General features: G+C 64.1%; 21 protein-coding genes. 10 read left to right on the plus strand and 11 right to left on the minus strand.

The genetic code is table 11. The features are described 5' to 3' along the window. A complete protein-coding gene (locus tag NKH73_RS04730; RefSeq protein ID WP_352928573.1) occupies positions 1–762 on the plus strand; it encodes an SDR family NAD(P)-dependent oxidoreductase in 762 nt (253 codons plus the stop codon). 15 nt (positions 763–777) lie between these two features. Here the strand turns inward: NKH73_RS04730 and NKH73_RS04735 are convergent, their stop codons facing one another. From NKH73_RS04735 to NKH73_RS04775, 9 genes are all read right to left on the minus strand, one after another. Continuing rightward, complete coding sequence (locus NKH73_RS04735) at positions 778–2,286, minus strand: aldehyde dehydrogenase family protein (RefSeq protein WP_352928575.1); 1,509 nt, start codon at positions 2,284–2,286, stop codon at positions 778–780. Positions 2,287–2,306: 20 nt separating this feature from the next. Then, positions 2,307–2,651 carry a cupin domain-containing protein gene (locus NKH73_RS04740; RefSeq protein WP_352928577.1) on the minus strand — a complete coding sequence of 115 codons (345 nt, stop codon included), beginning with the start codon at positions 2,649–2,651 and terminating at the stop codon, positions 2,307–2,309. Between the two features lie 29 nt (positions 2,652–2,680). Next, positions 2,681–3,022 (minus strand): cupin domain-containing protein, encoded by a 342-nt coding sequence (locus NKH73_RS04745; RefSeq protein WP_352928579.1) that lies wholly within the window; start codon positions 3,020–3,022, stop codon positions 2,681–2,683. A 17-nt stretch (positions 3,023–3,039) separates the two neighbouring features. Beyond that, on the minus strand, positions 3,040–3,390 hold the full coding sequence (locus NKH73_RS04750) for a cupin domain-containing protein (protein ID WP_352928581.1): 351 nt from the start codon (positions 3,388–3,390) through the stop codon (positions 3,040–3,042). Positions 3,391–3,628: 238 nt separating this feature from the next. Then, on the minus strand, positions 3,629–4,903 hold the full coding sequence (locus NKH73_RS04755) for a glycosyltransferase (RefSeq protein WP_352928583.1): 1,275 nt from the start codon (positions 4,901–4,903) through the stop codon (positions 3,629–3,631). 17 nt (positions 4,904–4,920) lie between these two features. Continuing rightward, positions 4,921–5,994, minus strand: coding sequence for an ABC transporter ATP-binding protein (locus NKH73_RS04760; protein ID WP_352928585.1), 1,074 nt, complete (start codon positions 5,992–5,994; stop codon positions 4,921–4,923). Next, positions 5,991–6,785, minus strand: coding sequence for an ABC transporter permease (locus tag NKH73_RS04765; RefSeq protein WP_352928587.1), 795 nt, complete (start codon positions 6,783–6,785; stop codon positions 5,991–5,993). Before NKH73_RS04765 ends, NKH73_RS04760 begins: the two co-directional genes overlap by 4 nt. Then, a complete protein-coding gene (locus NKH73_RS04770) occupies positions 6,778–7,620 on the minus strand; it encodes an ABC transporter permease (RefSeq protein ID WP_352928783.1) in 843 nt (280 codons plus the stop codon). The genes NKH73_RS04765 and NKH73_RS04770 overlap by 8 nt, the downstream gene beginning before the upstream one ends. Positions 7,621–7,725: 105 nt before the next feature. After that, positions 7,726–8,790 carry a polyamine ABC transporter substrate-binding protein gene (locus NKH73_RS04775; RefSeq protein ID WP_352928589.1) on the minus strand — a complete coding sequence of 355 codons (1,065 nt, stop codon included), beginning with the start codon at positions 8,788–8,790 and terminating at the stop codon, positions 7,726–7,728. A gap of 236 nt (positions 8,791–9,026) precedes the next feature. Here NKH73_RS04775 and NKH73_RS04780 point away from each other — a divergent pair, with 236 nt between their 5' ends. From NKH73_RS04780 to NKH73_RS04820, 9 genes are all read left to right on the plus strand, one after another. Beyond that, complete coding sequence (locus NKH73_RS04780) at positions 9,027–9,965, plus strand: GntR family transcriptional regulator (protein WP_352928591.1); 939 nt, start codon at positions 9,027–9,029, stop codon at positions 9,963–9,965. An 11-nt stretch (positions 9,966–9,976) separates the two neighbouring features. After that, complete coding sequence (locus NKH73_RS04785; RefSeq protein ID WP_352928593.1) at positions 9,977–11,260, plus strand: glycosyltransferase; 1,284 nt, start codon at positions 9,977–9,979, stop codon at positions 11,258–11,260. Positions 11,261–11,264: 4 nt separating this feature from the next. After that, complete coding sequence (locus NKH73_RS04790) at positions 11,265–12,650, plus strand: glutamine synthetase family protein (RefSeq protein WP_352928595.1); 1,386 nt, start codon at positions 11,265–11,267, stop codon at positions 12,648–12,650. Continuing rightward, positions 12,650–13,969 carry an NAD(P)/FAD-dependent oxidoreductase gene (locus NKH73_RS04795; protein WP_352928597.1) on the plus strand — a complete coding sequence of 440 codons (1,320 nt, stop codon included), beginning with the start codon at positions 12,650–12,652 and terminating at the stop codon, positions 13,967–13,969. Before NKH73_RS04790 ends, NKH73_RS04795 begins: the two co-directional genes overlap by 1 nt. A gap of 52 nt (positions 13,970–14,021) precedes the next feature. After that, positions 14,022–15,227: a 3-oxoadipyl-CoA thiolase gene (gene pcaF / locus NKH73_RS04800; RefSeq protein ID WP_352928599.1), complete on the plus strand. Its 1,206-nt coding sequence runs from the start codon at positions 14,022–14,024 to the stop codon at positions 15,225–15,227. A 164-nt stretch (positions 15,228–15,391) separates the two neighbouring features. Next, positions 15,392–16,423 carry a BMP family protein gene (locus tag NKH73_RS04805; RefSeq protein WP_352928601.1) on the plus strand — a complete coding sequence of 344 codons (1,032 nt, stop codon included), beginning with the start codon at positions 15,392–15,394 and terminating at the stop codon, positions 16,421–16,423. 185 nt (positions 16,424–16,608) lie between these two features. Further along, a complete protein-coding gene (locus tag NKH73_RS04810) occupies positions 16,609–18,120 on the plus strand; it encodes an ABC transporter ATP-binding protein (protein ID WP_352928603.1) in 1,512 nt (503 codons plus the stop codon). After that, on the plus strand, positions 18,120–19,175 hold the full coding sequence (locus NKH73_RS04815) for an ABC transporter permease (protein WP_352928605.1): 1,056 nt from the start codon (positions 18,120–18,122) through the stop codon (positions 19,173–19,175). Before NKH73_RS04810 ends, NKH73_RS04815 begins: the two co-directional genes overlap by 1 nt. Then, complete coding sequence (locus tag NKH73_RS04820) at positions 19,172–20,116, plus strand: ABC transporter permease (RefSeq protein ID WP_352928607.1); 945 nt, start codon at positions 19,172–19,174, stop codon at positions 20,114–20,116. Before NKH73_RS04815 ends, NKH73_RS04820 begins: the two co-directional genes overlap by 4 nt. Before the next feature lie 23 nt (positions 20,117–20,139). On the opposite strand, the gene NKH73_RS04825 is transcribed toward NKH73_RS04820, so the two are convergent. Continuing rightward, positions 20,140–21,024: an NmrA family NAD(P)-binding protein gene (locus NKH73_RS04825; protein ID WP_352928609.1), complete on the minus strand. Its 885-nt coding sequence runs from the start codon at positions 21,022–21,024 to the stop codon at positions 20,140–20,142. Between the two features lie 141 nt (positions 21,025–21,165). Then, complete coding sequence (locus NKH73_RS04830) at positions 21,166–23,385, minus strand: xanthine dehydrogenase family protein molybdopterin-binding subunit (protein WP_352928611.1); 2,220 nt, start codon at positions 23,383–23,385, stop codon at positions 21,166–21,168. Between the last annotated feature and the right edge of the window lie 3 nt (positions 23,386–23,388).

Below are 23,388 nucleotides of genomic sequence, written 5' to 3' on the forward strand. Positions count from 1 at the left end.
ATGATTTTGAGAGATCGCATCGCCGTGGTGACCGGCGCCGGGTCGGGTATCGGGCGTGCCGGCGCCATGATCATGGCCAGGGAAGGCGCGGTGTTGGTGATCGCCGACAGGGATCGGGCTGCCGGTGAGATAACGGCTTCCGACATCCGTACCGCAGGCGGCCGGGCCGAGGCGGTCGCCACCGATGTCGGCGACGACGCGGCGGTCGAGCAGCTCATCGCTGGAACGCTGGGTAAACATGGTCGGATCGACATCCTGCACAATCACGCCGGCGTCCAGGTCGGCGGCACGCTGACCGAAGTCGACGTCGACGGCATGGATGCCTCATGGCGGATCAACGTGCGGGCGCAGTTCCTCGCCGCCAGGCTCGTCATGCCATCGATGATCAAACAAGGCGGCGGTGTCGTCCTGAATACCGCCTCGAATTCGGGGGTGTTCTACGACCGCGAGATGATCGCCTACGCAACCTCAAAACATGCCGTGGTGGCGATGACCCGGCAGATCTCGCTCGACTATGCCAAGCACAATGTGCGCGTCAACGCGCTCTGTCCCGGCTGGGTCGATACGCCCTTCAACGAACCGTTCATCGCTCAGATGGGTGGACGGGAGGCGATCGAACGCTACGTCCGCACCAAGATTCCCATGCAGCGCTGGGCCGCGGCGGAAGAAATAGCCGAAGCCATCCTGTTCCTCGTCTCCGATCGTTCGTCCTTCATGACCGGTCAGGCTTTGGTAATCGACGGCGGCGAGAGCATCGGCTGACGCAGCCCTCGTACCTCATACGTGCTTGCGTCCGCCGGCCTCGCGGAACCAGCTGTCGGGATAGGGATACCACCAGTCCTGGATCGCCGGCTTGTGGTCGATGATGACCATCTTCGAACGGCGGAAGGCATCCAGCCCCTGCCGGCCGAGTTCGCGGCCGAGGCCCGATGCCTTCCAGCCGCCGAACGGCAGCGCGTCATTGTCGATCAGCGGATTGTTGACCCAGACCATGCCGGCCTCGAGCCGCTCCGCAGCCTCATGCGCCTCGGCGAGATCGGTGGTGAAGACCGAGGCGCCAAGCCCGAACGGGCTGTCATTGGCAAGCTTTATCGCTTCGTCGAAATCCTTGACCCGGCAGATCGCGGCGACCGGTCCGAAACACTCTTCACGCACGATCGCCATGTCTGATATGACGCCGGTCAGGATCGTCGGCTCGTAGAACCAGCCGACATTGTGCGCCGGCGGAATGCGACCGCCCGTGACCGCCTTGGCGCCATTGTGCACCGCATCGTCGACCAGCCGCATGACTTTCGCCCGCGCCGCCTCGCTGACCAGCGGCCCGATCTCGGTCTTGTCCAAACCGTTGCCGATGCGCAGCGCACGTGTCTTCTGCGCAAACAGCTCGACAAAGCGGTCGTGAACGGCATCGACGACGAAGAACCGTTCGGCCGAGGTGCAGACCTGGCCCGTAAGATGGAACGCGGCAGTGACGCTTCCGGCCGCCGCCACGTCGAGCGGGGCGTGCCGGCTGATGATCAGCGGATCGCTGCCGCCCGCCTCGATAACGCACGGCTTCATGCGTTCGGCGCAGGCGACGGCGACAGCCTTGCCGGCGGCGACCGAACCGGTGAAGGCGACCGCGTGGGTGCGGCCGGAGGCGATCAGCGCCTGCGCGGTGACCGCCCCGCCCGGCAGGCAGGACACCAGACCCTCCGGCAAGGAGCGGAACACGGCCATGTAATCCAGCGTCGACAATGTCGTCGCTTCGGCCGGCTTGATCACGCAGGCATTGCCGGCGGCGAGCGAAGCGGCGACGGTCCAGCACATCAGCAGGATCGGAAAATTGTAGGGCATGATGTGCACCGAGGTGCCGTAAGGCTCGTAGCGCGCATATTGGAACGAACCGGCCTGCGTCGTGCCGGCAATCTTGCCGGCATCGTCACGCGCCATTTCGGCATAGTAGCGAAAGATCGGTGCGCAATTGGCAATCTCGCCGATTGCTTCCGGATAAGGCTTGCCCATCTCGCGTACCATCAGCTCGGCGCAGTGCGTGAAGTCGGCGGCCTCGATGGCGTTGGCCACTGCATGCAGATGCTTGGCACGGCTCTTGGCGTCTAGTTTTTTCCAAGCGGCTTGCGCCTTGGTCGCCGCAGTCAGCACGGCGTCAATCTCGCCGTCGGTTGCAGCCGCGATCGCGCCGACGGTTTCCAGCGTCGCCGGGTCGATCACCGGCGTTCTTGTGCCGGCCATCGGCCGATAATCCGGATTGACGAAGAAAGCCGGCCGGTCAGCGAAGAATTCCATGGTCTTCCTTTCAACCCCGCTCAGCGGATCATGTAGACCTTCTTGATCGTCTCATGGACGGTGCAGACGCCTTTCCAGTCCTGCGGAAAGAACGCCGCCGTGTCCGGCTCGATCTCGATCACCTCGCCGGATTCATGCACATAGGTGCAACGTCCATCGAGGAAGTGGCAGAACTCGTCGCGGGTGACGTGGCAGTGCCATTTACCTGGGGTGCAGACCCACAGCCCGCATTCGGAGCGGCCCTCCGGTCCCTTGTGCAGCAGCTTGCCCGAGGTGTGGGATTCCCCCTCGATCATGGTGGGAATGACGCCCCAGTCGACGAGGTCGGTGATGGCGAGCGGCGCTTTCATGATGGGGGTGGTCATTTCGATTTCCTTGAAAGGGATTCACGTGCTCATCGGCACATGAAGGCCTTGGTCAGCGTTTCGGTGATTTCAGACGTGCCGGTCCAGCCGGCGGGGAAGAATACCAGCGTGCCGGCTTCGACCGGGACCGCTTCGCCATTGTCGTGGACATAGCGGCCGCACCCCGACAGGAAATGGCAGAACTCGTCGGCAGGGAAGGTGACCTTGCGCGTGCCTGGTGTGCACGACCACAGGCCGCATTCGCTCGATCCGTCCGGGTGCTTGAACAGGATCTTGCCCGAGGCGCGCGGCGAACCGGATATCGGGCTGCTGCCCGCGCCCCAGTCTTCCAGTTCCCGAGTGGAGGCCTTCGGCCAGTGCGGTGTCGGCATGTCTTCAAGCTCCCAGGTCAGGCCAGCATGTAGATGTTGCGGATGGTCTCGTGGACGGTGCATTCACCGACCCAGCCGGCCGGGAACATGACCACGGTGGCGGCAGAGACCTCGATGACCTCGCCGTCATCCGACCTGTAAGTCGCGCGGCCGGCAACGAAATGGCACAATTCGTCGCGCGGGATCGCCAGCCGCCACCGGCCTGATGTGCAGACCCAGATGCCGGATTCCGGCTGGTTGTTCGGCCCCTTGTGGACGAGCCTGCCGGTGGAGTGGGACGCGCCTTCCAGCGCATCCGGCTGGGCGCCCCAATCGACGAGGTCGATGCGGGTGGAAGCTTGGTGGAGATGCGGCGCGGAGGAGGTCATGCGGGTGCTCCGCCGACGCGACGCTCATTTTCGAGATGGCTTCGCTCTACGGCGCCCCCCTTTGTCCTGCCGGACATCTCCCCCTCAAGGGGGGAGATTAGCAGCTTCGCCGCCCTGTTCACTCCTGCGATGTTGGTGATTGGCGAAAGCCGAGGTGACATCCAATCTCCCCCCTTGAGGGGGAGATGGCCGGCAGGCCAGAGGGGGGTGCCTTGGCTCGGCATGTCAAACATCGCGCTCATAGAAGCTGTTCCAGCAGCCCCGCCGCTTTCTCCGGGCCGTTTTGCGACTGCATCTGCGCCGACGTTTTCGTCAGCTTGGCCCTGATTGCCGGGTCTGTCAGGCAGGCTTCGATCTTCGCGATCAGCGCGGCGTCGCTCCAGTCGTAGCGCGGCATGCCGAAGCCGTGGCCGGTTTCCTCGACCCGTGTCGCGTTGTCATGACCATCCCAGACATAGGGCATGATGATCGCCGGCTTGCCGAAATAGAGGCACTCGGTGAACGAGTTGTTGCCGCCATGGTGGATCACCGCATCGACCTGCGGGATGACCGAGGGTTGTGGAAACCAGCTCTCGACGATGACGTTGCCGGGCACGTCGGCGTACTGGTCCTTGTAGCCGCCGACATTGACCAGCGCCCGGTATCGCGTCTTGCCCAAGGTTTCAATAATGCGCTTCAGCAGATCGACATCGCCGGCGCCAAGGCTGCCGAAGGAAACATAGAGCAGCGGCCCGTCGTTATTCTTCGCAAAAGTCGGCACGGTGTAGGGCTTCTCCTGCCGCACGCAGCCTTCCAGATACTGGAATTTTGCCGGGTCGAGCGGATGGCGGCGCTTGAACTTTGCCGCCTCGGGATAGAGCAGCAAATTAAGGTACGGCGAGGCCTCGAAGAACTGGCCGATCGGATAAGGCGCTTCGTTGTTGGCAATCAAGAACGCGTTGAAGTCATGGTGAATCGGCTTGATGACCGCGTTGAAATGGTCGCGATAGCGCTGATGGCAGGTGTGGTCGTTCTCGCCGCAGCCGGACAGATGCGGCGGGATGTCCTCGTCCTCGATCTCGTTTTCCGAGCAGGAGATGACGCGCACCCACGGCTTGCCATACTGCTTGATCGCCGGGAACAGGATGACGTTGTCGACGCAGATGACATCAGGCTTGATCGTCGCAAGCACGCCGGGCAGATCCTTCTCAGCCCATTTGGCGCTGTCGACGATCGCCGTCCAGCAATCCTTCACGTAGTTGTCGACCTGGTCGTAGGGCGATTTGCGGAAGTTCGGGATGTGGCCGTTGATGAAGTCTTCCCAGAACTTGGCCATCTGTTCGGGCGGCATCGGTTCGGACAGGTTCACCGGATGAGCCTCGAAGCCGTAGCCCTTGTAGGCGTCGATAAAGCCGGGGTCCGACAGGAACACCGCTCTGTGGCCGCGCGCTTCGACTGCCTGGGCGATGCCGACGGAATTGAGCGCCGGGCCGTAGGCCGCTTCCGGAAAAAACGCGATCGTCTTCTGCGCCATGAAAGCTTCTCCTTCAATCAATCTGCGAAAATTCTGACGTCGGCGGCATCCCAGCCGAGCTCGACCGCATCGCCCGACGCAACCGGGCGTCGGTCGGCGGCGTCGGCGGTGACGCGCACCAGGAACGGCTTAGGCGACAGAGCGGTGCGGACATGCAGCTGCAGGTCGAGCCCTTGATAGGCCAACGCTTCGACGGTGCCGGCAGTGCGGTTGGCCGTTTCTGGCGACGGGAACAGCCGGATGCGTTCGGGCCGCACCGAAGCGACCGCCGCGGCGCCGGGCGAAAGCGTTGCGGGAACCGTACCTGATATCCGCGCACCATTGGCCGCCAGCACACCGTGGCCGTCGGCCTTGCCCGGCACGAAATTCATGACGCCGATGAAGTCGGCAACGAAGCGGTCCGCCGGATACTCGTATACCGCGTGCGGCGTGTCGCATTGTAGCAGCTTGCCGTCCCTCAGCACCGCCATGCGGTCGGCCATAACAAGCGATTCCTCCTGGTCATGGGTGACGATGACAAAGGTGATGCCGACCTCGTGCTGCAGGCGTTTCAGCTCCAGCTGCATGGCGCCGCGCAATTTCTTGTCGAGCGCGCCGAGCGGCTCGTCGAGCAGCAGCAGCCGCGGCCGCTTGACCAGCGCTCGGGCAAGCGCGACGCGCTGTTTCTGGCCGCCCGACAATTGCTCCGGCTTGCGGTCGGCGAAGGCAACGAGTTCGGTCGTCGCCAGGATGGCGTCGACACGTGAGCGGATTTCCTTTGCCGGCAAGCGTTCCATTTCTAGGCCATAGGAAACATTTGCCCTGACGCTCATATGCGGAAACAGCGCATAGGATTGGAACATCAGATTGACCGGCCGCTTGTTAGGCGGGGTCCTGGCGATGTCGCGGCCGTCGAGCAGGATGCGGCCGTGATTGGGTGTCTCAAAGCCGGCCAGCATGCGCAGCAGCGTGGTCTTGCCGCAGCCCGAAGGCCCGAGCAAGGCGAAGAACTCGTTCTCGCGGATATCGAGCGATATGCCGTCGACGGCCGTCACCCGGCCGAAATTCTTCGACACCTTGTCGATCGCCAGCAGCGTGCGCGGCTCGTTCATTGGCCGATCACCCCACGGTTGAGCCGCTGCGACAAGGTCAGCGCGGTGATTGAGACCGCCATGACGATGGTCGCCAATGCATTGATCTCCGGGGTGATGCCGAAGCGGATCATCGAATAGATCTGCATCGGCAGCGTGGTCGAGGCGCGACCTGCACCTGATGTGAAGAAGGCGATGATGAATTCGTCGACCGAGAGCGTGAAGGCGAGCAGCGCGCCGGCGACGACCGCCGGCAGAATGACCGGCAATGTCACCCGCCGGAAGGTGGTGAGCGCGGAAGCGCCGAGATCGGCGGAAGCCTCGACGATCGACCAGTCGAAGCTCTTCAGCCGCGCGCGCACCACCGAGCAGACGAAGGCGAGGTTGAAGACGACATGGGCGAGGATGATGGTGTGCAGGCCCAGGGTAAAGTCGAGCATGGAGAAGAAGCTGAGCAGCGCGATCGCCAGCACGATGTCGGGAATGATCATCGGCGCAAAGATCAGCGCCTCGAGGCCTCTCCCATACTGCCGGCGCATTTCGACGCCGATCGCCAGCAGCGTGCCGAGCAGCGTGGCGATTGCGGTCGAGACCAGCGCCACGATCAGCGTGTTGAGGGCGGCGGACAGGATCGCGGAATTGCCGGCGAGCGAGGCGTACCATTTCAGCGAAAAGCCCGACCAGACGGTCGGCAGCCCGCCCTGGTTGAAAGACAACGCCACCAGCACGGCGATCGGGATGTAGAGAAAGGCGAAGACCGGCGAAAGCACGAGCCAGAGCATGCGCCGCGTGGCGGGGGAGCGCTCAGCCATTGGCGCCTCCTTTCGCTTCGGCGATACGGCCAGCAGCGCGATCTGCTGCCAAAGCCTGCGCGGTCAGCACCAGCAGCATAATGGCAATCAGCGCCATCGCCAGCGCCGCGCCGAAGGGCCAGTCATTGGCGGTCAGGAACTGGTCGTAGACGAGATTGCCGATCATCTGGAAGCGACCGCCGCCGAGCAGCGCCGGCGTGACGAAATTGCCGATCGATAGCACGAACACGAACACGGCGCCGGCGGCGATACCGGGCACCGTCAGCGGCAGGATCACCCGGCGAAATGTCGTCACGGCCGAAGCGCCGAGATCGCGCGAGGCTTCAGCGAGCTCCGGATTGAGCCGCGACAGCGGCGCATAGCAGGCGAGGATGACGAAGGGCAAATAATTGTAGACCAGACCGGCGATGACGGCGCCTTCGGTGTAAAGCATCGACGGCGGCTCGCCGGTGTAGCCGAACCAGCGCAAGAGCTGGGTGATGAGGCCCTCGCGGTTGAGCAACACGATCCAGGCATAGGTGCGGATCAGGTAGTTCGACCAGAACGGCAGCACCGCGAAGAACAGGAACACCGGCTGCCACCGGCGCGGTGCTGCCGCGATCGCATAGGCCGCGGCATAGCCGATCACCACCGCGATCAGTGTTGCCGTGCCGGCGATGCGTGCCGAATTGAGAAAGATGCCGGCATAGAGCGGGTCGAACACCAGTCCGAAATTCTCCAGCGTGAACGTGTATTCGATGCCGCCATAGATGCCGCGCCGGAAGAAGGCCAGCGCCAGAACCAGCGCGCATGGCACGACCATCAAGGCAGTGAGCCAGGCCAGCGCCGGCGCCATCAGCAAGGAGGAGCGAATTCTGGTTTGGGACACGATTGCGATACCGCACTCAGCGGCCGGCGGCGGAGGCCCGCCGTCGACCGCGATCTCTGACTTTGATGCCGGTTACTGCGCGGCCTTGATCTCGCTGACGATCTTCGAATAATCGCGCTGGGCATCGCCGACGTCGCGCAACTGCTCGAACTTGACCAGCTCGGCCACCGGCATGCTCATATTGGGGAACTTGGCGAGGAAATCGGCTGGCAAGCTTTCCATAGCCGGCTTGTTCGGCACCTTGTAGTCGATGTTCTGGGCCGCCCAGGCATGGTTCTTGGCGTCCAGCATGAAGTTGATGAATTGGAACGCAGCATCCTTGTTGGCCGACGCCTTCATCACCACCATCGTGTCGACCCACAGATCCGATCCCTCTTTGGGGATGACGTATTTGATCTCGGGCTTCTCGGCGATGCCGTAGTTGCACCAGCCATCCCATGCCTGCACCATCAGCGCCTCGCCCGAGACCAGCTTTGAGTAGAAGGTGGTGTCGTCATAGGCGAGCAAGGTCTTCTTGGCCGAGATCAGCAGGTCCTTGACCTCGGCGAGCTTGGCCGGGTCGGTCTCGTTGACCGAATAGCCCTTGGCGAGCTGGCCGGCGGCAAGCAGCCAGCGGTCTGTCGCCAGCATGGTGGTCTTGCCCTTGAGCGCGTCGGATGGGGCGAGAAGATCGTTCCAGCTGGTCGGCTCGGTCTTGACCAGATCCGAGCGGTAGCAGAGGCCGGTGGTGCCCCAGGTGTAAGGCACGGAGAAATTGTTGCCGGCGTCGTGCGGCAGCTTCGCCGCCTCGGGATAAAGATTGGCGAGGTTGGGGATCTTGGCGTGGTCGATCGTCTCGATCAGGCCGAGCTTGTTCAGCACTTCGGCGAAGGGCGAGGAGACGAAGACCACGTCATAGCCCTTGCCGCCCGAAGCGACGAGCTTGCCCATGATCTCCTCATTGGTGGCGTGAACCACCACCTCGCCGGAAACGCCGGTCGCGGCCTTGAAGGCGGCCATGGCATCCGGCGCCATGTAGCCGTCCCAGTTGGAAATGACGAGGTCGGCGGCAGAAGCCGGCGCCGACAGCGCCAGGGTGAGGCCAAGCGCGACCGAAGATATCTTTAACGGATGACGCAGGCGGGTTGAGGCGGTCATGACAGACTCCCATTCTGGTTGATCGTCGAATTCAATCATCGTCGGACCGCGCTTGCGACTGTGCAGCCGCTTCGATCCTGTTCCCCCGGTCTTTTTGTTGCCGATTAACCGCACAGTACTATTGCAGAAAAAAGTACGTCAATCCATAATTTGGCAGATCGCTGCGAAATCGCCGATTGTGCTTATGAGGGCGACCGGTCAAACCGCAGCGATCAAGCCCGCTCACGAGAATCGCCATGCAAGCCGCCGCCAGACGACCGCGCACCAACCATCTCGATCTCGCTCAGCGCATCCTGGATGTAGCCCGGCAACGCGGCTTCGAAGCCGGCGCTCATCTCCCGGAACAGCAGATCGCCTCGCTCTGCAACGTTTCGCGGACTCCGGTGCGGGCAGCGCTGCGGCTGCTCACCGAAAAAGGCGTCGTACGCTGGGAGGCTGAATCCGGCTATCGCCTGGCCGTGGACCTCACCAGCCAGGCGACCCTTGCCGCCGATCTGCCCGTCACCGAGGAGGACGAACTCGCGGAGATGATCCTACGCGATCGGTCGGCGCGCCGGCTGGATCAGACGGTGACCATCGGCGCGCTGATACGGCGGTATGACGCCGAGCGGAAGACGGTACTAAAAGCGTTAAAGAGACTGACAGATGAAAATCTTCTGGACCGCGCGCCGGGTCAGTCCTGGCTGTTCAGGCGGGCTCCTGACGATCCGGAGGCACAGGGAGAAAGCTACGAGTTCCGCCTGCTGCTCGAACCCGCCGCCATTCTGGCGCCCGGCTTCCGGCTGGACGGGACCCGCGCGGCGGCATTGCGCCAGGGCATGGAAGCGCTGCTGGCGCTGCCCGATGCCGCATTCGATACCAAAGAGTTCCAGCGGCTGGACATCGATTTTCACAGCCTAATCGCCGATGGCGCCGCCAATCGCTTCGTCACCGACGCGCTGTCGGACCATCTCAGGCTGCGCCGGCTGCCGGGGACCTATGCCGGCGTCAACGTCTTCCGGCTGAAGCAATCGCTGCGCGAGCACCTGACCATACTCGACCAATTGGAAAGCCGGCAGTATGAGGTTGCAGCCGATCTGCTTCGCGTCCACTTGCGGCTTTCCCGCAGTCAGCGACCGCAGGCGGCCAGTCGCGGGGCCCCCGCACTGTTCGGCATGATCAGCCGGCCGGATTGACGAGGACCATAGTGACGCGCAAAGCCAGCCCGACCATCGCGCTGTTTCCCGAAGCGAGCTTCGGCGCGGCGCTCAATTGCGTCGGCATCGCGCAGGCCTTGCGTGCTCGTGGCGCCCGGCCGGTGTTCATCTGCCATGCCGGCTTCTCCGGCGTATTTGCCGACTATGGTTTTCAGGAATACCAGTTGCCGACCGACGATCCGCTGACCGACAGCGAACGCCAGAGCTACTGGCAGGCTTTCGTGCGCCGGCATCTGCCGCATTTCAGGCTGAGCCCAATCGACCAGCTCGAAACCTACGTCGCACCGACCTGGGAAGCGATCGTCGATACTGCGGTCAATGCCGAGGCGCCGCTGCGCCAATTGCTGGCGCGGCTAAAGCCAGACGCCGTGGTGCTCGACAATGTCATCATGTTTCCGGCGATGGCCGCCGCCGGCTGCCCATGGGTGCGCGTCATCTCCTGCGCCGAAACCGAGCTGCCCGACCCCGATGTGCCCCCCTATCTTTCCGGTCTCGCCGCCGACGACCCGAGCCGCGCAGCCTTCGAGTCGCGCTACCTGGCAGCGGTTGCCCCGGCCCATGACCGCTTCAACCGGCTTCGGGTGGATGCCGGTCTTGCGTCCTTGCCGAAGGGTCTTTTTCTAGAAGCTTCGCCCGCCCTCAATTTGCTGCTGACCCCGACGATCGTGCGCAGGGAGCGCGCCGAGCCGCTCGACCCGGCCCGCTTTGTCTATCTCGAAGGCTGCGTCCGCTCGGAAGGGCCGTTCGACGTGCCGGTCTTTCCGCGTAACGACGGGCCGCTGGTCTATCTCAGCTTCGGCAGCCTGGGCGCCATGGATGTCGGGCTGATCGAGCGCATGCTCGCCGTGTTCGACCGGCTTCCGGCCCGCTTCATCGTCAATGTCGGCGGTCTGCGCGACACCTACCGCGCGGTTCCGGACAATGTCTATCTCGATGCCTGGTTCCCGCAGCCATCGGTCGTTGCGAAATCCGACCTCTTCATCCATCACGGCGGCAACAACAGCTTTTGCGAAGCGCTGCGTTTCGGCGTGCCGTCGCTGATCATGCCCTATTGCTGGGATGGGCACGACAATGCGCAACGTGCCGAGGAAACCGGCGTCGGCCGCCACCTCAGCCGCGATGGCTGGAGCGACGATGAACTGGAAAATGCCATCCTTGGCCTAATGGCCGACGGCGAAATGCGCTTTCGTCTCAAGGAGAATGCGGCCACCATGGCACGGTCGCCGGGAACCGACGCCGCCGCCGAAGCCATTCTCGCCCTTGTAAGGACGTGACCTGATGCTCAAGACCACAACAACGGATGCACCTGAAATGACCCCGACGGACGACCCGAAGGCATGGCTGGAGCAGCAGGGGATCAGGGAAGTCGAGTGCCTGGTGCCGGATGTGAACGGCGTGTTGCGCGGCAAGACCTTGCCGACGGCCAAATTCCTGAAGTCGATCGAGGACCGCGCGCTTTATCTGCCGAGCAGTGCCTTCCTGGTCTGCATCGACGGCCGCTATTCCGGTTCCAACGACGAGGGCTTCGGCTACCAGGACCCCGACATGCGGATGGTGCCGGACGTTGCGACGCTCTGCCTTGCGCCGGGTGGCGGAGCGGGCAAAGCCTATGTCTTTGCCGATGCGTTTCACATGGACGACCGGCCGTGGATGGCCTCGCCGCGTCATATCTTGAGGGCCGTGCTCGATCTCTATAGCCAGCGCGGATGGCGCGCGGTTGTGGCGCCGGAGCTCGAATTTTACCTGACCGCGCCCAATCCAGATCCCGATCGGCCGGTGACCGCGCCGGTCGGGCGCAATGGCCGCTCCGAAACCGTACAGCATCCCTATGACATGGCGGCGCTGGAGGAGTTCGAGCCGGTGATCCAGCGACTCTACGACTACGCCGCAAAAGCCGGGCTGCCGCTCGACACGCTGATACATGAATCGGGCACGGCGCAGCTCGAGATCAATTTCCTGCATGGCGACGCGCTGCCGCTGGCCGACAAGGTGCTGCTGTTCAAGCGGATGACGCGCCAGGCCGCGCAGGAATTCGGCATGCATGCGACCTTCATGGCCAAGCCGATCGCAGCACAAGCCGGCAGCTCCATGCATCTTCACATGTCGGTCATCGACGATGCCGGGAATACGCTTTTTGCCGGGCGCGACGATGCCGATACCGAGATGTTCGAGCATTTCATCGGCGGCCTGCAGGAGTACATTCCCGAGGTGATGCCGCTGTTTGCGCCGAACGTGAATTCGTTCCGCCGCATCCGGCCGAACCACAGCGCACCGGCCAATGTCGAATGGTCGCATGACAACCGCTCCTGCGGCCTGCGCGTGCCGGCCGGCGGGCGCGCCGCGCGGCGCGTCGAAAACCGGCTGCCCGGCGCCGATTCCAATCCCTATCTGGCGATGGCCGGCTCGCTGCTCTGCGGTTATCTGGGTGTCGAGGAAAAACTCTCGCGTTCGCCGGAGGCATCGGGCAATGCCTATCGCAGCAAGAGCACACTGCCGAAAACCATGGAAGAGGCGCTCGACCGTTTCGCTGCGTGCAGCCCGGTCAGGGAGTTGCTCGGCGAAGATTTCGTCCAGACCTACCTGCGCGTCAAAAGCGTCGAGCTCGACCTGTTCCAGAGCGTCGTGACGAGCTGGGAACGCGACCACCTGCTGCTCAAGGTATGATGATGGGCTTCAATTCTCGGGGCTTCGATTCTGGGGGCTTCAACTCCGGCCTGGATATCGGCAAGTCCTACTATGTCGCGACGGCCAATCCGGCTCCGGATCATCCGGCGCTGCAGGCCGATATCGACGCCGATCTGGTGGTGGTCGGCGGCGGCTGCACCGGCCTGTCCGCCGCCTTTCATGCGGCCGAGCGCGGGCTGAAGGTGGTGCTGCTCGAAGGCGGCAAGATCGGCTGGGGAGCGTCGGGGCGCAATGGCGGCCAGATCATCCCCGGCCTGCGCAAGGGCGCCAAGGGGCTGGTCAAGCTTTATGGGCCCGAGCGGGCGCGGGCGCTGTTCAATCTCGCCTTCGAGGCGCGCGGCCTGGTGCTCGACCTGATCGAGCGACACGCCATCGATTGCGACCTCAGGCTGACTGGCCATTTGGCGGGTGCGGTCAATAGCTCCGACCTGCGCGATCTCGAAGAAGAGGCCGAGTGCCTTGCCACCGTGATGAATTTTCATGACGTCGAGATGCTGTCGGCAGCGCAGGCGAGCGGAATGGTGAACACGCCCTATCACGGCGCGATGTACGAGAAGCTCGGCGGCCATATGCATCCGCTGAACTACACGCTGGGTCTTGCCCGCGCCGCCGCTGCTGCGGGCGTCGCCATCCACGAAAATTCGGTGGCGCTGCGGCTGGAGCGGGAGCCTTCCATCAGGGTTTCGACGGCCAAGGGCTCGGTCCGGGCCAGCCATGTCGTGCTGGCCGGCGATGCGCTGCTCCAGGGGCTCGAGCCGCGCGTCAACAGCCGCATCATGCCGGTCGGCAACTACATCATCGCGACCGAGCCGCTGGACGACCCGAGCGACGTCATCCCAAGCAATGTGGCCGTTTCCGACACGCGCTTCGTCGTCAATTACTATCGGCTGTCGGCGGACGGGCGCCTGCTGTTCGGTGGCGGCGAGCGCTACACGCCGTCACCGCCCGCAGACATTGCCGGCTTCGTGCGCCCGCATATGGAAAACACCTTTCCGCAATTGCGCGGCCACCGCATCGACCATGCCTGGGGCGGGCTCGTCTCGGTGACGACATCGCGCCTGCCGGATGTCGGCCACTATGGCGAGGTCTATTTTGCGCATGGTTACTCCGGCAAGGGCGTGATCCTGTCGACGCTGTCGGGAAAGCTGCTCGCCGAGGCGATCACCGGCGATACTTCGCGGTTGGATCTGTTTTCGACGCTGAGGCCAATGCCATTTCCTGGCGGCACGGCGCTGCGCGGTCCGCTTTATGTGCTCGGCATGCTCTGGTATGCGATGCGCGACCGCATCAAGCATTAAGCGAAGGCAAGTGGGCCCGCATCATGCGAACGCAAAAGAGAAAGCTGCATCGATGGCCGAAGCCTACATCTGCGACTACATCCGCACGCCGATCGGACGCTTCGGCGGGCAATTGGCGGCGGTCCGCGCCGACGATCTTGGTGCGATCCCCCTGAGAGCGCTGGTCGGGCGCAATCCCGGCGTCGACTGGGCCGATATCGACGACGTCGTCTATGGCTGCGCCAACCAGGCCGGCGAAGACAATCGCAACGTGGCGCGCATGGCGCTGTTGCTCGCCGGCCTGCCCAAGGAGGTTTCCGGCTCGACCGTCAATCGCCTCTGCGGTTCGGGCATGGATGCCGTCATCATCGCCGCGCGCGCCATCAAGGCGGGCGAGGCGGAGCTGATGATAGCGGGCGGCGTCGAATCGATGTCCCGCGCGCCCTTCGTCATGCCCAAGGCGGAGACGGCGTTTTCGCGCAATGCCGAGATCCACGACACCACCATCGGCTGGCGTTTCGTCAATCCGCTGATGAGGAAACAGTACGGCGTCGATTCGATGCCGGAGACCGGCGAGAACGTCGCCGAAGAGTTCGCCGTCTCCCGCGCGGACCAGGATGCCTTTGCCGTGCGCAGCCAAGACAAGGCGGTCGCCGCGCAAGCCAGCGGCCGGCTGGCGAAGGAAATCACCCCGGTGACGATCCCGCAGCGCAAGGGCGACCCGGTCGTTGTGGAAAAAGATGAACATCCCCGCGCGGGCACGACCATCGAAGCCCTGGCTAAATTGCCGACGCCGTTCCGGCAAGGCGGCACGGTCACGGCCGGCAATGCGTCGGGCGTCAATGACGGTGCCGCGGCGCTGATCGTCGCCTCGGAAGCCGCCGTGAAGAAATACGGCCTGACGCCGATCGCCCGCATCCTCGGCGGTGCGGCCGCCGGCGTGGCCCCGCGCATCATGGGCATCGGCCCCGTGCCGGCGACGCAGAAGCTGTGTGCCCGGCTCGGTCTGAAGCCAACAGATTTCGACGTCATCGAACTCAACGAAGCCTTTGCCTCCCAGGGCATCGCCGTGCTTCGCCAGCTCGGCATTGCCGAGGACACGGAGCACGTCAATCCCAATGGCGGCGCCATTGCACTTGGCCACCCGCTCGGCATGTCGGGTGCGCGCATATCGGGCACCGCGGCGCTGGAACTTCGCGAACGCGGCGGCCGCTATGCGCTCGCCACCATGTGCATCGGCGTCGGCCAAGGCATCGCCGTGGCGCTGGAGAGTCTATAAAACAAGATCAAGCGCCGGCCGCGGTTTGCCACGACGAGCGGCCAGCTGCAGCTTCCCGACAAATTTGACCATGTGGACAAAGGTCGGACGCCGTTCCATAGTTCCCTCGCTGATAATTCAAAGAAACAGCCGGCTCGACACGGCGTTAATCAGAGGGGCATGCAATGGTAAATGGGAAGAGCAAAATCCGATCGACACGCGAAGGGCTTTCGCGACGCAATGTGCTGGAACTGGGTGCGCTTGGCCTGGCAGCAGCCATGCTACCGGGCAGTGCCCTGGCGCAGGACAAGAAACTGAAGGTGGCGGCGATCTTCGCCACGCCGATCGAAGAGCCATGGGACCACCAGATCCATGTCGCCCTGCAGAGGGCCGAGAAGGAACTCGGCATCGAGTACAAATGGTCGGAGAAGGTGCAATCGGCCGATTTCAGCCGTGTCATGCGCGAGTATGCGCAAGGGGGCTATGAGCTGGTTCTCGGCGATGCTTTCGCCGCCGAGCGCGAATCCCGCCGAACCGCCAAGCAGTTTCCGAAGGTCGCCTTCCTGTTCGGCTCCGGCGCCGGACCGGCTGAGCCGAATTTCGCAGTCTTCGACAACTGGATCCACGAGCCTGCCTATCTCTCCGGCCTGATCGCCGGGAAGATGTCCAAATCAGGCACGATCGGCGCCGTCGCGGCAATGGGCATTCCCGAGGTCAACCGGCTGGTCAACGCCTTCTTTGCCGGCGCCCGGGAGGTCAATCCTAATATCAAGAGGAAGGTCGCTTTCATCGGCTCCTTCTTCGACCCGCCGAAAGCAAAGGAAGCGGCGATCGCCCAGATCGATGCCGGCGTCGACGTGATCTATGCCGAACGCTTCGGCGTCATCGAAGCGGCGGTCGAGAAGAAGATCCTCGCCATCTCCAACATGTCCGACCAGTCGAGCCTCGGCCCCGATACGGTGATCACCGGCCCTGTCTGGGACATGTATCCGACGGTCCAGCAAGCGATCAAGCTGGTCAAGGCGGGGGTCTTCACCGCGCAGGATTACGGCGATTTCTCGCGCATGGCCAAGGGTGGTTCTTCCCTGGCGCCCTACCACAAGTTCGAAGAGACGCTGCCCGCCGACGTCAAGGAGTTGGTCGAGAAGAAGAAGGCCGAGATTCTAGACGGCAATTTCCGCGTCGATGTCGATGAGAACACGCCGGTTTCGGATTAGAGCGACCTACCCCTCCCCCTTGAGGGGAGGGTGGCCCGCAGGGCCGGGTGGGGTCCGCTGCGACGCGCTCCATCTTCTCAGTCAAATGTCGAGGCGGTTGAGGCGACCCCTCCCGCCTCGCTTGGCTCGGCACCCTCCCCTCAAGGGGGAGGGTATCCGCGCCATCTCTCACCGGGAGCCCCATCTTGCTCGCCCCTCTCATCGAAATGCGCGGCATCTCCAAGAGCTTCGGCGCCGTCAAGGCGAACGAGGCCGTCGATCTGAGCGTAGCGCCCGGCGAGATTCTTGGGCTGCTCGGCGAAAATGGCGCCGGCAAGACAACGCTTATGAACATTCTGTTCGGCGCCTATGCGCCGGACGCCGGCGACATCCTGGTTCAGGGCCGGCCGGTGACGATAAACAGCTCGGCCGATGCGCTTGCGGCCGGCATCGGCATGGTGCACCAGCATTTTCATCTCGCACCGCGGCTTTCGGTGCTGGAAAACCTGCTGATCGGCATTCCCGGAAAGTCGGGCCGCATCGATCAGGCCGGCGGGCTGGCGCGGTTGGGCGAGATCGGCCGGCAGCACGGGCTCACGCTCGATCCGGACCTTCCGGTCTCGGCATTGTCGGTTGGCGAGCAGCAGCGGCTCGAAATCGTTAAGGCGCTGTTTCGTGGCGCAAGGCTGCTGATCCTCGACGAGCCGACGGCGGTGCTGGCGCCAACCGAGGTTGACGGACTGTTTTCGGCGCTGCGGTCGATGGCGGCCCAGGGCCTCGGCATCATCTTCATCTCGCACAAGCTCAACGAGGTCCGGGCCCTGACCCACCGCTGCGTCGTGCTGCGGCATGGCCGCGTTGCCGGTCGCGTCGACGCGCCTGCCAGCACGACGTCCTCGGAAATGGCGCGGCTGATGTGCGGCCACGAGATCGTTCCGCCGGCCAGGGGACCATCGAAGCCGGGTGCCGCGGTGCTGACCCTGGACGGCATCTCGACGTCGCGCCATTCCGGCATGGCGCTGCGCGACGTGTCGCTTGCTGTGCGTGCCGGTGAGATCCTTGGCATTGCCGGTGTCTCGGGCAATGGCCAGCGGGCGCTGGCGGAGGTGATCTCCGGCATTCGTGCGCCCGACGCCGGGCAAATGACGATAGCCGGCAAAATGGTCTCGCGGTTCTCGCCGCGCGAGGTGCAGGCGCTCGGTCTCGGGCGCATCCCGGAAGACCGGATGACGACCGGGCTGGTCACCAATCTGCCGCTCGCCGATTCGATGGTGCTGCCGCGCATCGGCACGGGGGCATTTAGCCGCAACGGCTTGCTCAGGCCCGACGCGATCCGCGCCTTCGCCGAGGCGCAGATCAAGGCCTATGACATACGCTGCCCCGGGCCGATGACGCGGGCCGGCGCGCTGTCCGGCGGCAATCTGCAAAAGGCGCTGCTGGCGCGCGAGCTCGCCTTCGACCCTAAGGTGCTGATCGTCTCGCAGCCGACGCGCGGTCTCGACATCGGCGCGGCCCGGTTCATTCACGAAAAGTTCCTCGACATGCGTGCCAAGGGCTGCGGCATCATCGTCATCGGCGAGGATCTCGAAGAACTGCTCATGCTCTGCGACCGCATCGCGGTGATGTACGAGGGACGCATCGTCGGCACGCTCGCCAGCGCCGACGCCACCATCGCGCGGCTCGGCCTGATGATGACCGGGGCGGAGGGTCACGGCTGATGTTCCGCTTGGAAGCCCGCACCAGCACGCCCGCCTGGTTCAATCTCGCTCTGCCGCTGCTGGCGATCGGGGCAGCACTGGTGCTATGCAGCGGTCTGATCGCACTGGCCGGCGCCGGCGTGATCGAGGCCTACGGCGTGATGTTTTCGGCGTCGCTCGGCGACAGCTACGCAATCACCGAAACGCTGGTGCGTGCAACACCGATGATCTTCACCGGGCTTGCCGTCGCCGTCGCCTTCCGCGCCAAATTCTGGAATATCGGCGCCGAGGGGCAGTTGCTTGCCGGCGCGGTGGCGAGCTGCGCGGTTGGCGCCATTCCGATGCCGGGGCCGCTCGCTATGCTTCTCATGGCGGTGGCGGGTGCAGCTGCCGGCGCGGCAGTTGCGCTTATCCCCGCAACGCTGCGCGTAAAATTCAGGGTCGATGACGTGGTCAGCTCGCTGCTGCTCAACTCGGTCATCTTCTATGCCCTGATGGCGCTGATCGAAGGCCCGTGGAAAGACAGTTTCAGCGGCTACCCGATCTCGCCGCCGATCGAGGATTCAGCGAATTTCCCGGCGCTGCTCGAAGGCACGCGGCTGCATCTTGGCGTCGTGGCGGCGTTCCTTGCTGCGCCGGTCATCTGGTTTCTGATCATGCGTACCACGCTCGGCTTCAGGATCAGGGTCGTCGGCGAGAATCCCGAAGCTGCGCGTTATGGCGGCATCCATGTCGAGCGCGTGCTGATCTCGACAGCGCTGCTGTCCGGTGCGCTCGCCGGCCTTGCCGGCGTCGGCGAGGTCGGCGGCGTGCATTTCCAGGTGATGAGCGACATCTCGCCGGGCTATGGCTATTCCGGCATCGTCGTCGCCATGCTGGCGAGGCTCAACCCTCTTGGCGTGGTACCGGCGGCGCTCTTCCTCGCCGCCGTCATGACCGGTGCCGAGGCGATGTCGCGGGCCACCGGCGTTCCGGCCTTCCTCAGCGACGTCATCCAGGGAACCGCGCTGCTTGCCATGCTGGTGGCACTGCTGTTCACCGCCTACCGCATCCGCCGCGTCGGAGCCGCACCATGAGCGTGGTACTCGAACAGATCTTTCAGGTCGGCTTCCTCGCCGCCATCATCCGCATCGCCACGCCTTTGGCTTTTGCGACGTTGGGCGAGATGTTCTCCGAGCGGGCCGGCGTGCTCAATCTCGGTATCGAAGGCATCATGCTGTTGTCGGCGATGACCGGCTTTACCGCGACCAGCCTCAGCGGCAGCCTTTGGCTCGGCGTGCTTGCGGCAGTTGTCACCGGTGCGCTGATGGGTGCCGTGCATGCGCTGTTTACGGTGGCTCTCGGCCTCAGCCAGCATGTCTGCGGCATCGGCGTGACACTGTTCTCATCGGGGCTTGCCTATTTCCTCTACCGGCTGATCTTCGGCCAGCAATCGGTGCCGCTCAGCATCAAGAGTTTCGAAACCCTGCCGATTCCTGTTCTCTCCGACATCCCGGTGCTCGGACCAGCGGTGTTCAACCAGTTTTCGCTGGTCTACATGGCGATCCTTGCCGTTCCGCTGGCTGCCTTCGTGCTCTACCGCACGCCGTGGGGCCTGTCGGTGCGCATGGTCGGCGAAAATCCGCGCGCCGCCGACTCGGCCGGCGTCAGCGTCATTGCGACACGCTTCCAGGCAGTCATTCTCGGCGGCGCCTTGATGGGGCTGGCTGGCGCCTTCCTGTCGATGGTGCAGTTCAACGCCTTCACCTTCGGCCTCGTTTCAGGGCGTGGCTGGGTGGCGATCGCGCTCGTCGTCTTCGGCCGCTGGGACCCCTGGCGTTCGGCGGGAGCGGCACTGCTATTCGCCTTCGTCGACGCCTTGCAGCTGCGCATGCAGGCGAGCGGGCTCGGCCACATTCCCTATGAGGCATTCCTGATGCTGCCCTTCATCTTCACCATCGTCGCCATGGCGGTGATGTCGCGCAACGCAGTCGCTCCTTCGGCGTTGCTCAAACCGTTTCGCCGGGAAGAACGCTGACAGCCAGGCGAAATGCCGGGTCCTTAGCTGGCGACTGCGGGCTTCAATACTTCCTCGCACCATTGGCGGAAGCTGGTGGGTGTGGTGGACTCAGGAGTACGCGGCTCGGCGGTATCGAGGTCTTCGTTCTTGGCCTCCAGCATGTCGACCATGGCCTGCGCGAAAGCCTCGGAGGCGCCGCGTTCGATGAAACCTGCTCTGAATGCCTCGAAGGAGATCTGCTCAAAGCGCACTGTTTTTCCCAGCACCTGCGACATGATCTGCGCCATGTCGTTGAAGGACAGGTCCTCTGGGCCGAGGATCGGGACACAGTCTTGTCCGCTCCAGGTGGGGTCGAGCAGCAGCTTGGCGGCGGCAGCGGCGATGTCGCGGGTGGCGCAGGCAGGGAGCTTGCGGTTCCCGGGGATTGGCCAAAAGAACATGCCCTGGTTCCTGATCGGCACCACCTGGCGCAGGATGTTGTCCATGAACGAAGGCATCGTCAGCGCCCGGTAGCTCACGCCCGTGCTCGCAATCAGATCGTCCATTGCCAGCGACGCCGACACATGTCCGGCCTTCCCGGCTACCGCCGTCCCGCGACCAAGGGCCGACACCGCGACCACCCGTTTCACTCCCTGGCTCTTGATTGCGTCGCATGCCGGTCGGCTGAAATCCACATAGGCTGCCTCGACGTTCTCGGCGTGGACGTTTGGGGGCACCAGCCAGAACACGGCGTCGGCACCAGCGAACGCCTCGTTGACGACGCCGATGTCGCCCTGCGACCCCTGCACGACCTCGACGCGCTGCCGGGTGTGCGAGGACAGACGGGAGGGGTCGCGCGCGATCACGCGGATAGGTTCGCCGCTGCCGAGGAGGTTCTCGAGGACCTGGTGGCCGATGCTGCCTGTGGGTGCGGTGACGACGATCATATGAATCTCTGACTTCGTGCCGTGACCGCATTTCGCGATCGACGGGATAGATGGCCTTCGCATTCACCGGCCGATGGCGGTCGCCTGAGTCATCCAGACGACCGCGATGAGCGCAACGAGGCGAGGGGGAGCACCTCCAATTCAGGCGTTGAGCGCCGCCAGCACCCGCTCCGGCAGGAACGGATAGTGCCGGAGCCGCACGCCGCCGGTGAGCCGCGCCACCGCGTTGGCGATTGCGGGACCGATCGGCGGCAGCCCGACCTGGCCGACGCCTCCGATCGGATTCTCGGGCGTTGGAATCACGGTGACCTTGATGTCGGGCGCCTCGGACATGCGTATCACCCGATAGGTGTCGAAGTTCGATTCCTGCACCTCGCCATCGACGATGTTGATCTGCTCGAACAACGCATGGCTGGCGCCGCCTGTGATCCCGGTAATCATCAGCGCTTCGATGTTGCGCGGCTGTACCGCTATTCCCGGATCGACAGCGCACCACACGGTGTGCACGCGGATCTCGCCGGTCTCGCGGTCAAGCGAGACCTCGGCGATCTCAGCGCAGTGGGAGCCAAAGGCATCGGAATAGGCGATGCCCAGCGCCCGCCCGTCGCGTTGGCGGTCCCATTCGGCCATCTGGGCGACGGTCTCGATGACCTTGCGCGCCCGCGGCTGGTCTTTCAGGAGCTCCAGCCGAAGCGTCACAGGATCGACCCCCTTGGCGGTGGCGATTTCGTCGATGACGCATTCGATGCCGAACCTGGTGTAGCCAACGCCGACCCCGAACCAGAAGCCGATATCAAGGCCGTTATCCCTACGGATATACTCGATCTGATGCGCAGGGACGGCATAGTTGAAATGCGCGCCCTCGGTCACCACACTGTCGTGACCGCCTTCGCTCTCGAACAGCTGCGGCATCGTGCGGGCAAAAATGGAATCCGCCACGATGCGGTGCCGCCAGCCGACGATGTTGCCGTCGGCGTCGAGCCCGACCTGCACATGCTGCGCCTCGAGCGGCCGGTACTTGCCATGCTGGACGTCATCTTCGCGGCTCCAGATGACCTTGACCGGGCGGCCTTGCACCGCCTTGGCAAGCGACACTGCATCGATGATGAAATCGGCCTCGGCTTTGCGGCCAAAGCCGCCACCGAGCAGGGTGGTGTTCACCTTCACCTTGTCAGGGGTGGTGCCGGCCACCTCCGCGGCAAAGCCCTGGGTGCCCGTTGGGCCTTGCGTCGGCGCCCAGATTTCAACCGTATCGCCGGTCACCAGCGCCGTGGCGTTCATCGGCTCCATGGTCGCATGGTGAACATGGTCGCTCATGTAATCGACCTCGATGAGAGTTGCAGCCTTCGAGATCGCGGTCTGTGCATCGCCCTCCGCGGCAGCGCTAACACCGGTTTGGGCGAGGTCGCGGCCAATGCGGCGATACTCTTCCAACAGCCGATCGCTGGTGTAGCTGCGGATCCGCGACGACGTGGTCCACACGATTTTGAGCAGATCCTTGGCCCGCTTCGTCGCCTCGACCGTTTCGCCGATGATGCCGACGCCGTAAGGCAACGGCAGGATATGCGTGATGCCCGGCACGGCTTTGGCTTCGGCATCGTCGATGGTTTCCGGCTGTTCGCCTTGAACCGGCGCCCGCAGCACCGCTCCGTACAGCATGTCAGGAAGCTGCACGTCGATGCCGAAGATTGCGGTGCCGTCGACCTTCGAGGGCACGTCGACACGCGGTACCGTCAGCTTTCCGATATAGCGCCACTGATCGCTCGGCTTCAGATCGGCATCGGTCGCCTGCGGCAGCGGATCCGGAAGGGCCCCGGCCGCGGCGACTTCGCCGTAGTCGAGCGAGCGGCCCGACCGCGCGTGCACGACCCGGTTGGGCTCCGTCGTGAGTTCGCTCACCGGAACGTTCAGCATGGCGGCGGCACTTGCCAGGATGATCTTGCGGGTCTGGGCGCCGACTAGGCGCAGCATATTGTAATAGCCCCGCGTGGATTCACTGCCACCGGTGAGCTGTACGCCGTAAAAGCCAGGGTTGCCGTACTTCTCTGCGTCGGACGGAGCCTGGACGATGCGAACCTTGTGCCAATCGGCGTCCATGTCCTCGGCGATGAGCAGCGGCAGTGTCGTCATGATGCCCTGCCCCATCTCGGATGCGGGTGACATGATGGTCACGGTGCCGTCGGCCGCGATGGTCAGCCAAGCGTTCGGCCGGTAACTGCCCTCGACCGTCGGCGCCACGCTGGCGCCTGAGGCGTCCTGGAGCAGGCCTCCGAACGCAACTGCGATGCCGGTGGCGCCGACCGTGATGAGGAAGCTGCGCCGCGAGAGCGCTCTGGTGTGCGGCTGCAATCTTTTGGTCATGGC

This window comes from Mesorhizobium sp. M0938, from assembly GCF_040319125.1.
Classification (GTDB): domain Bacteria; phylum Pseudomonadota; class Alphaproteobacteria; order Rhizobiales; family Rhizobiaceae; genus Mesorhizobium; species Mesorhizobium robiniae.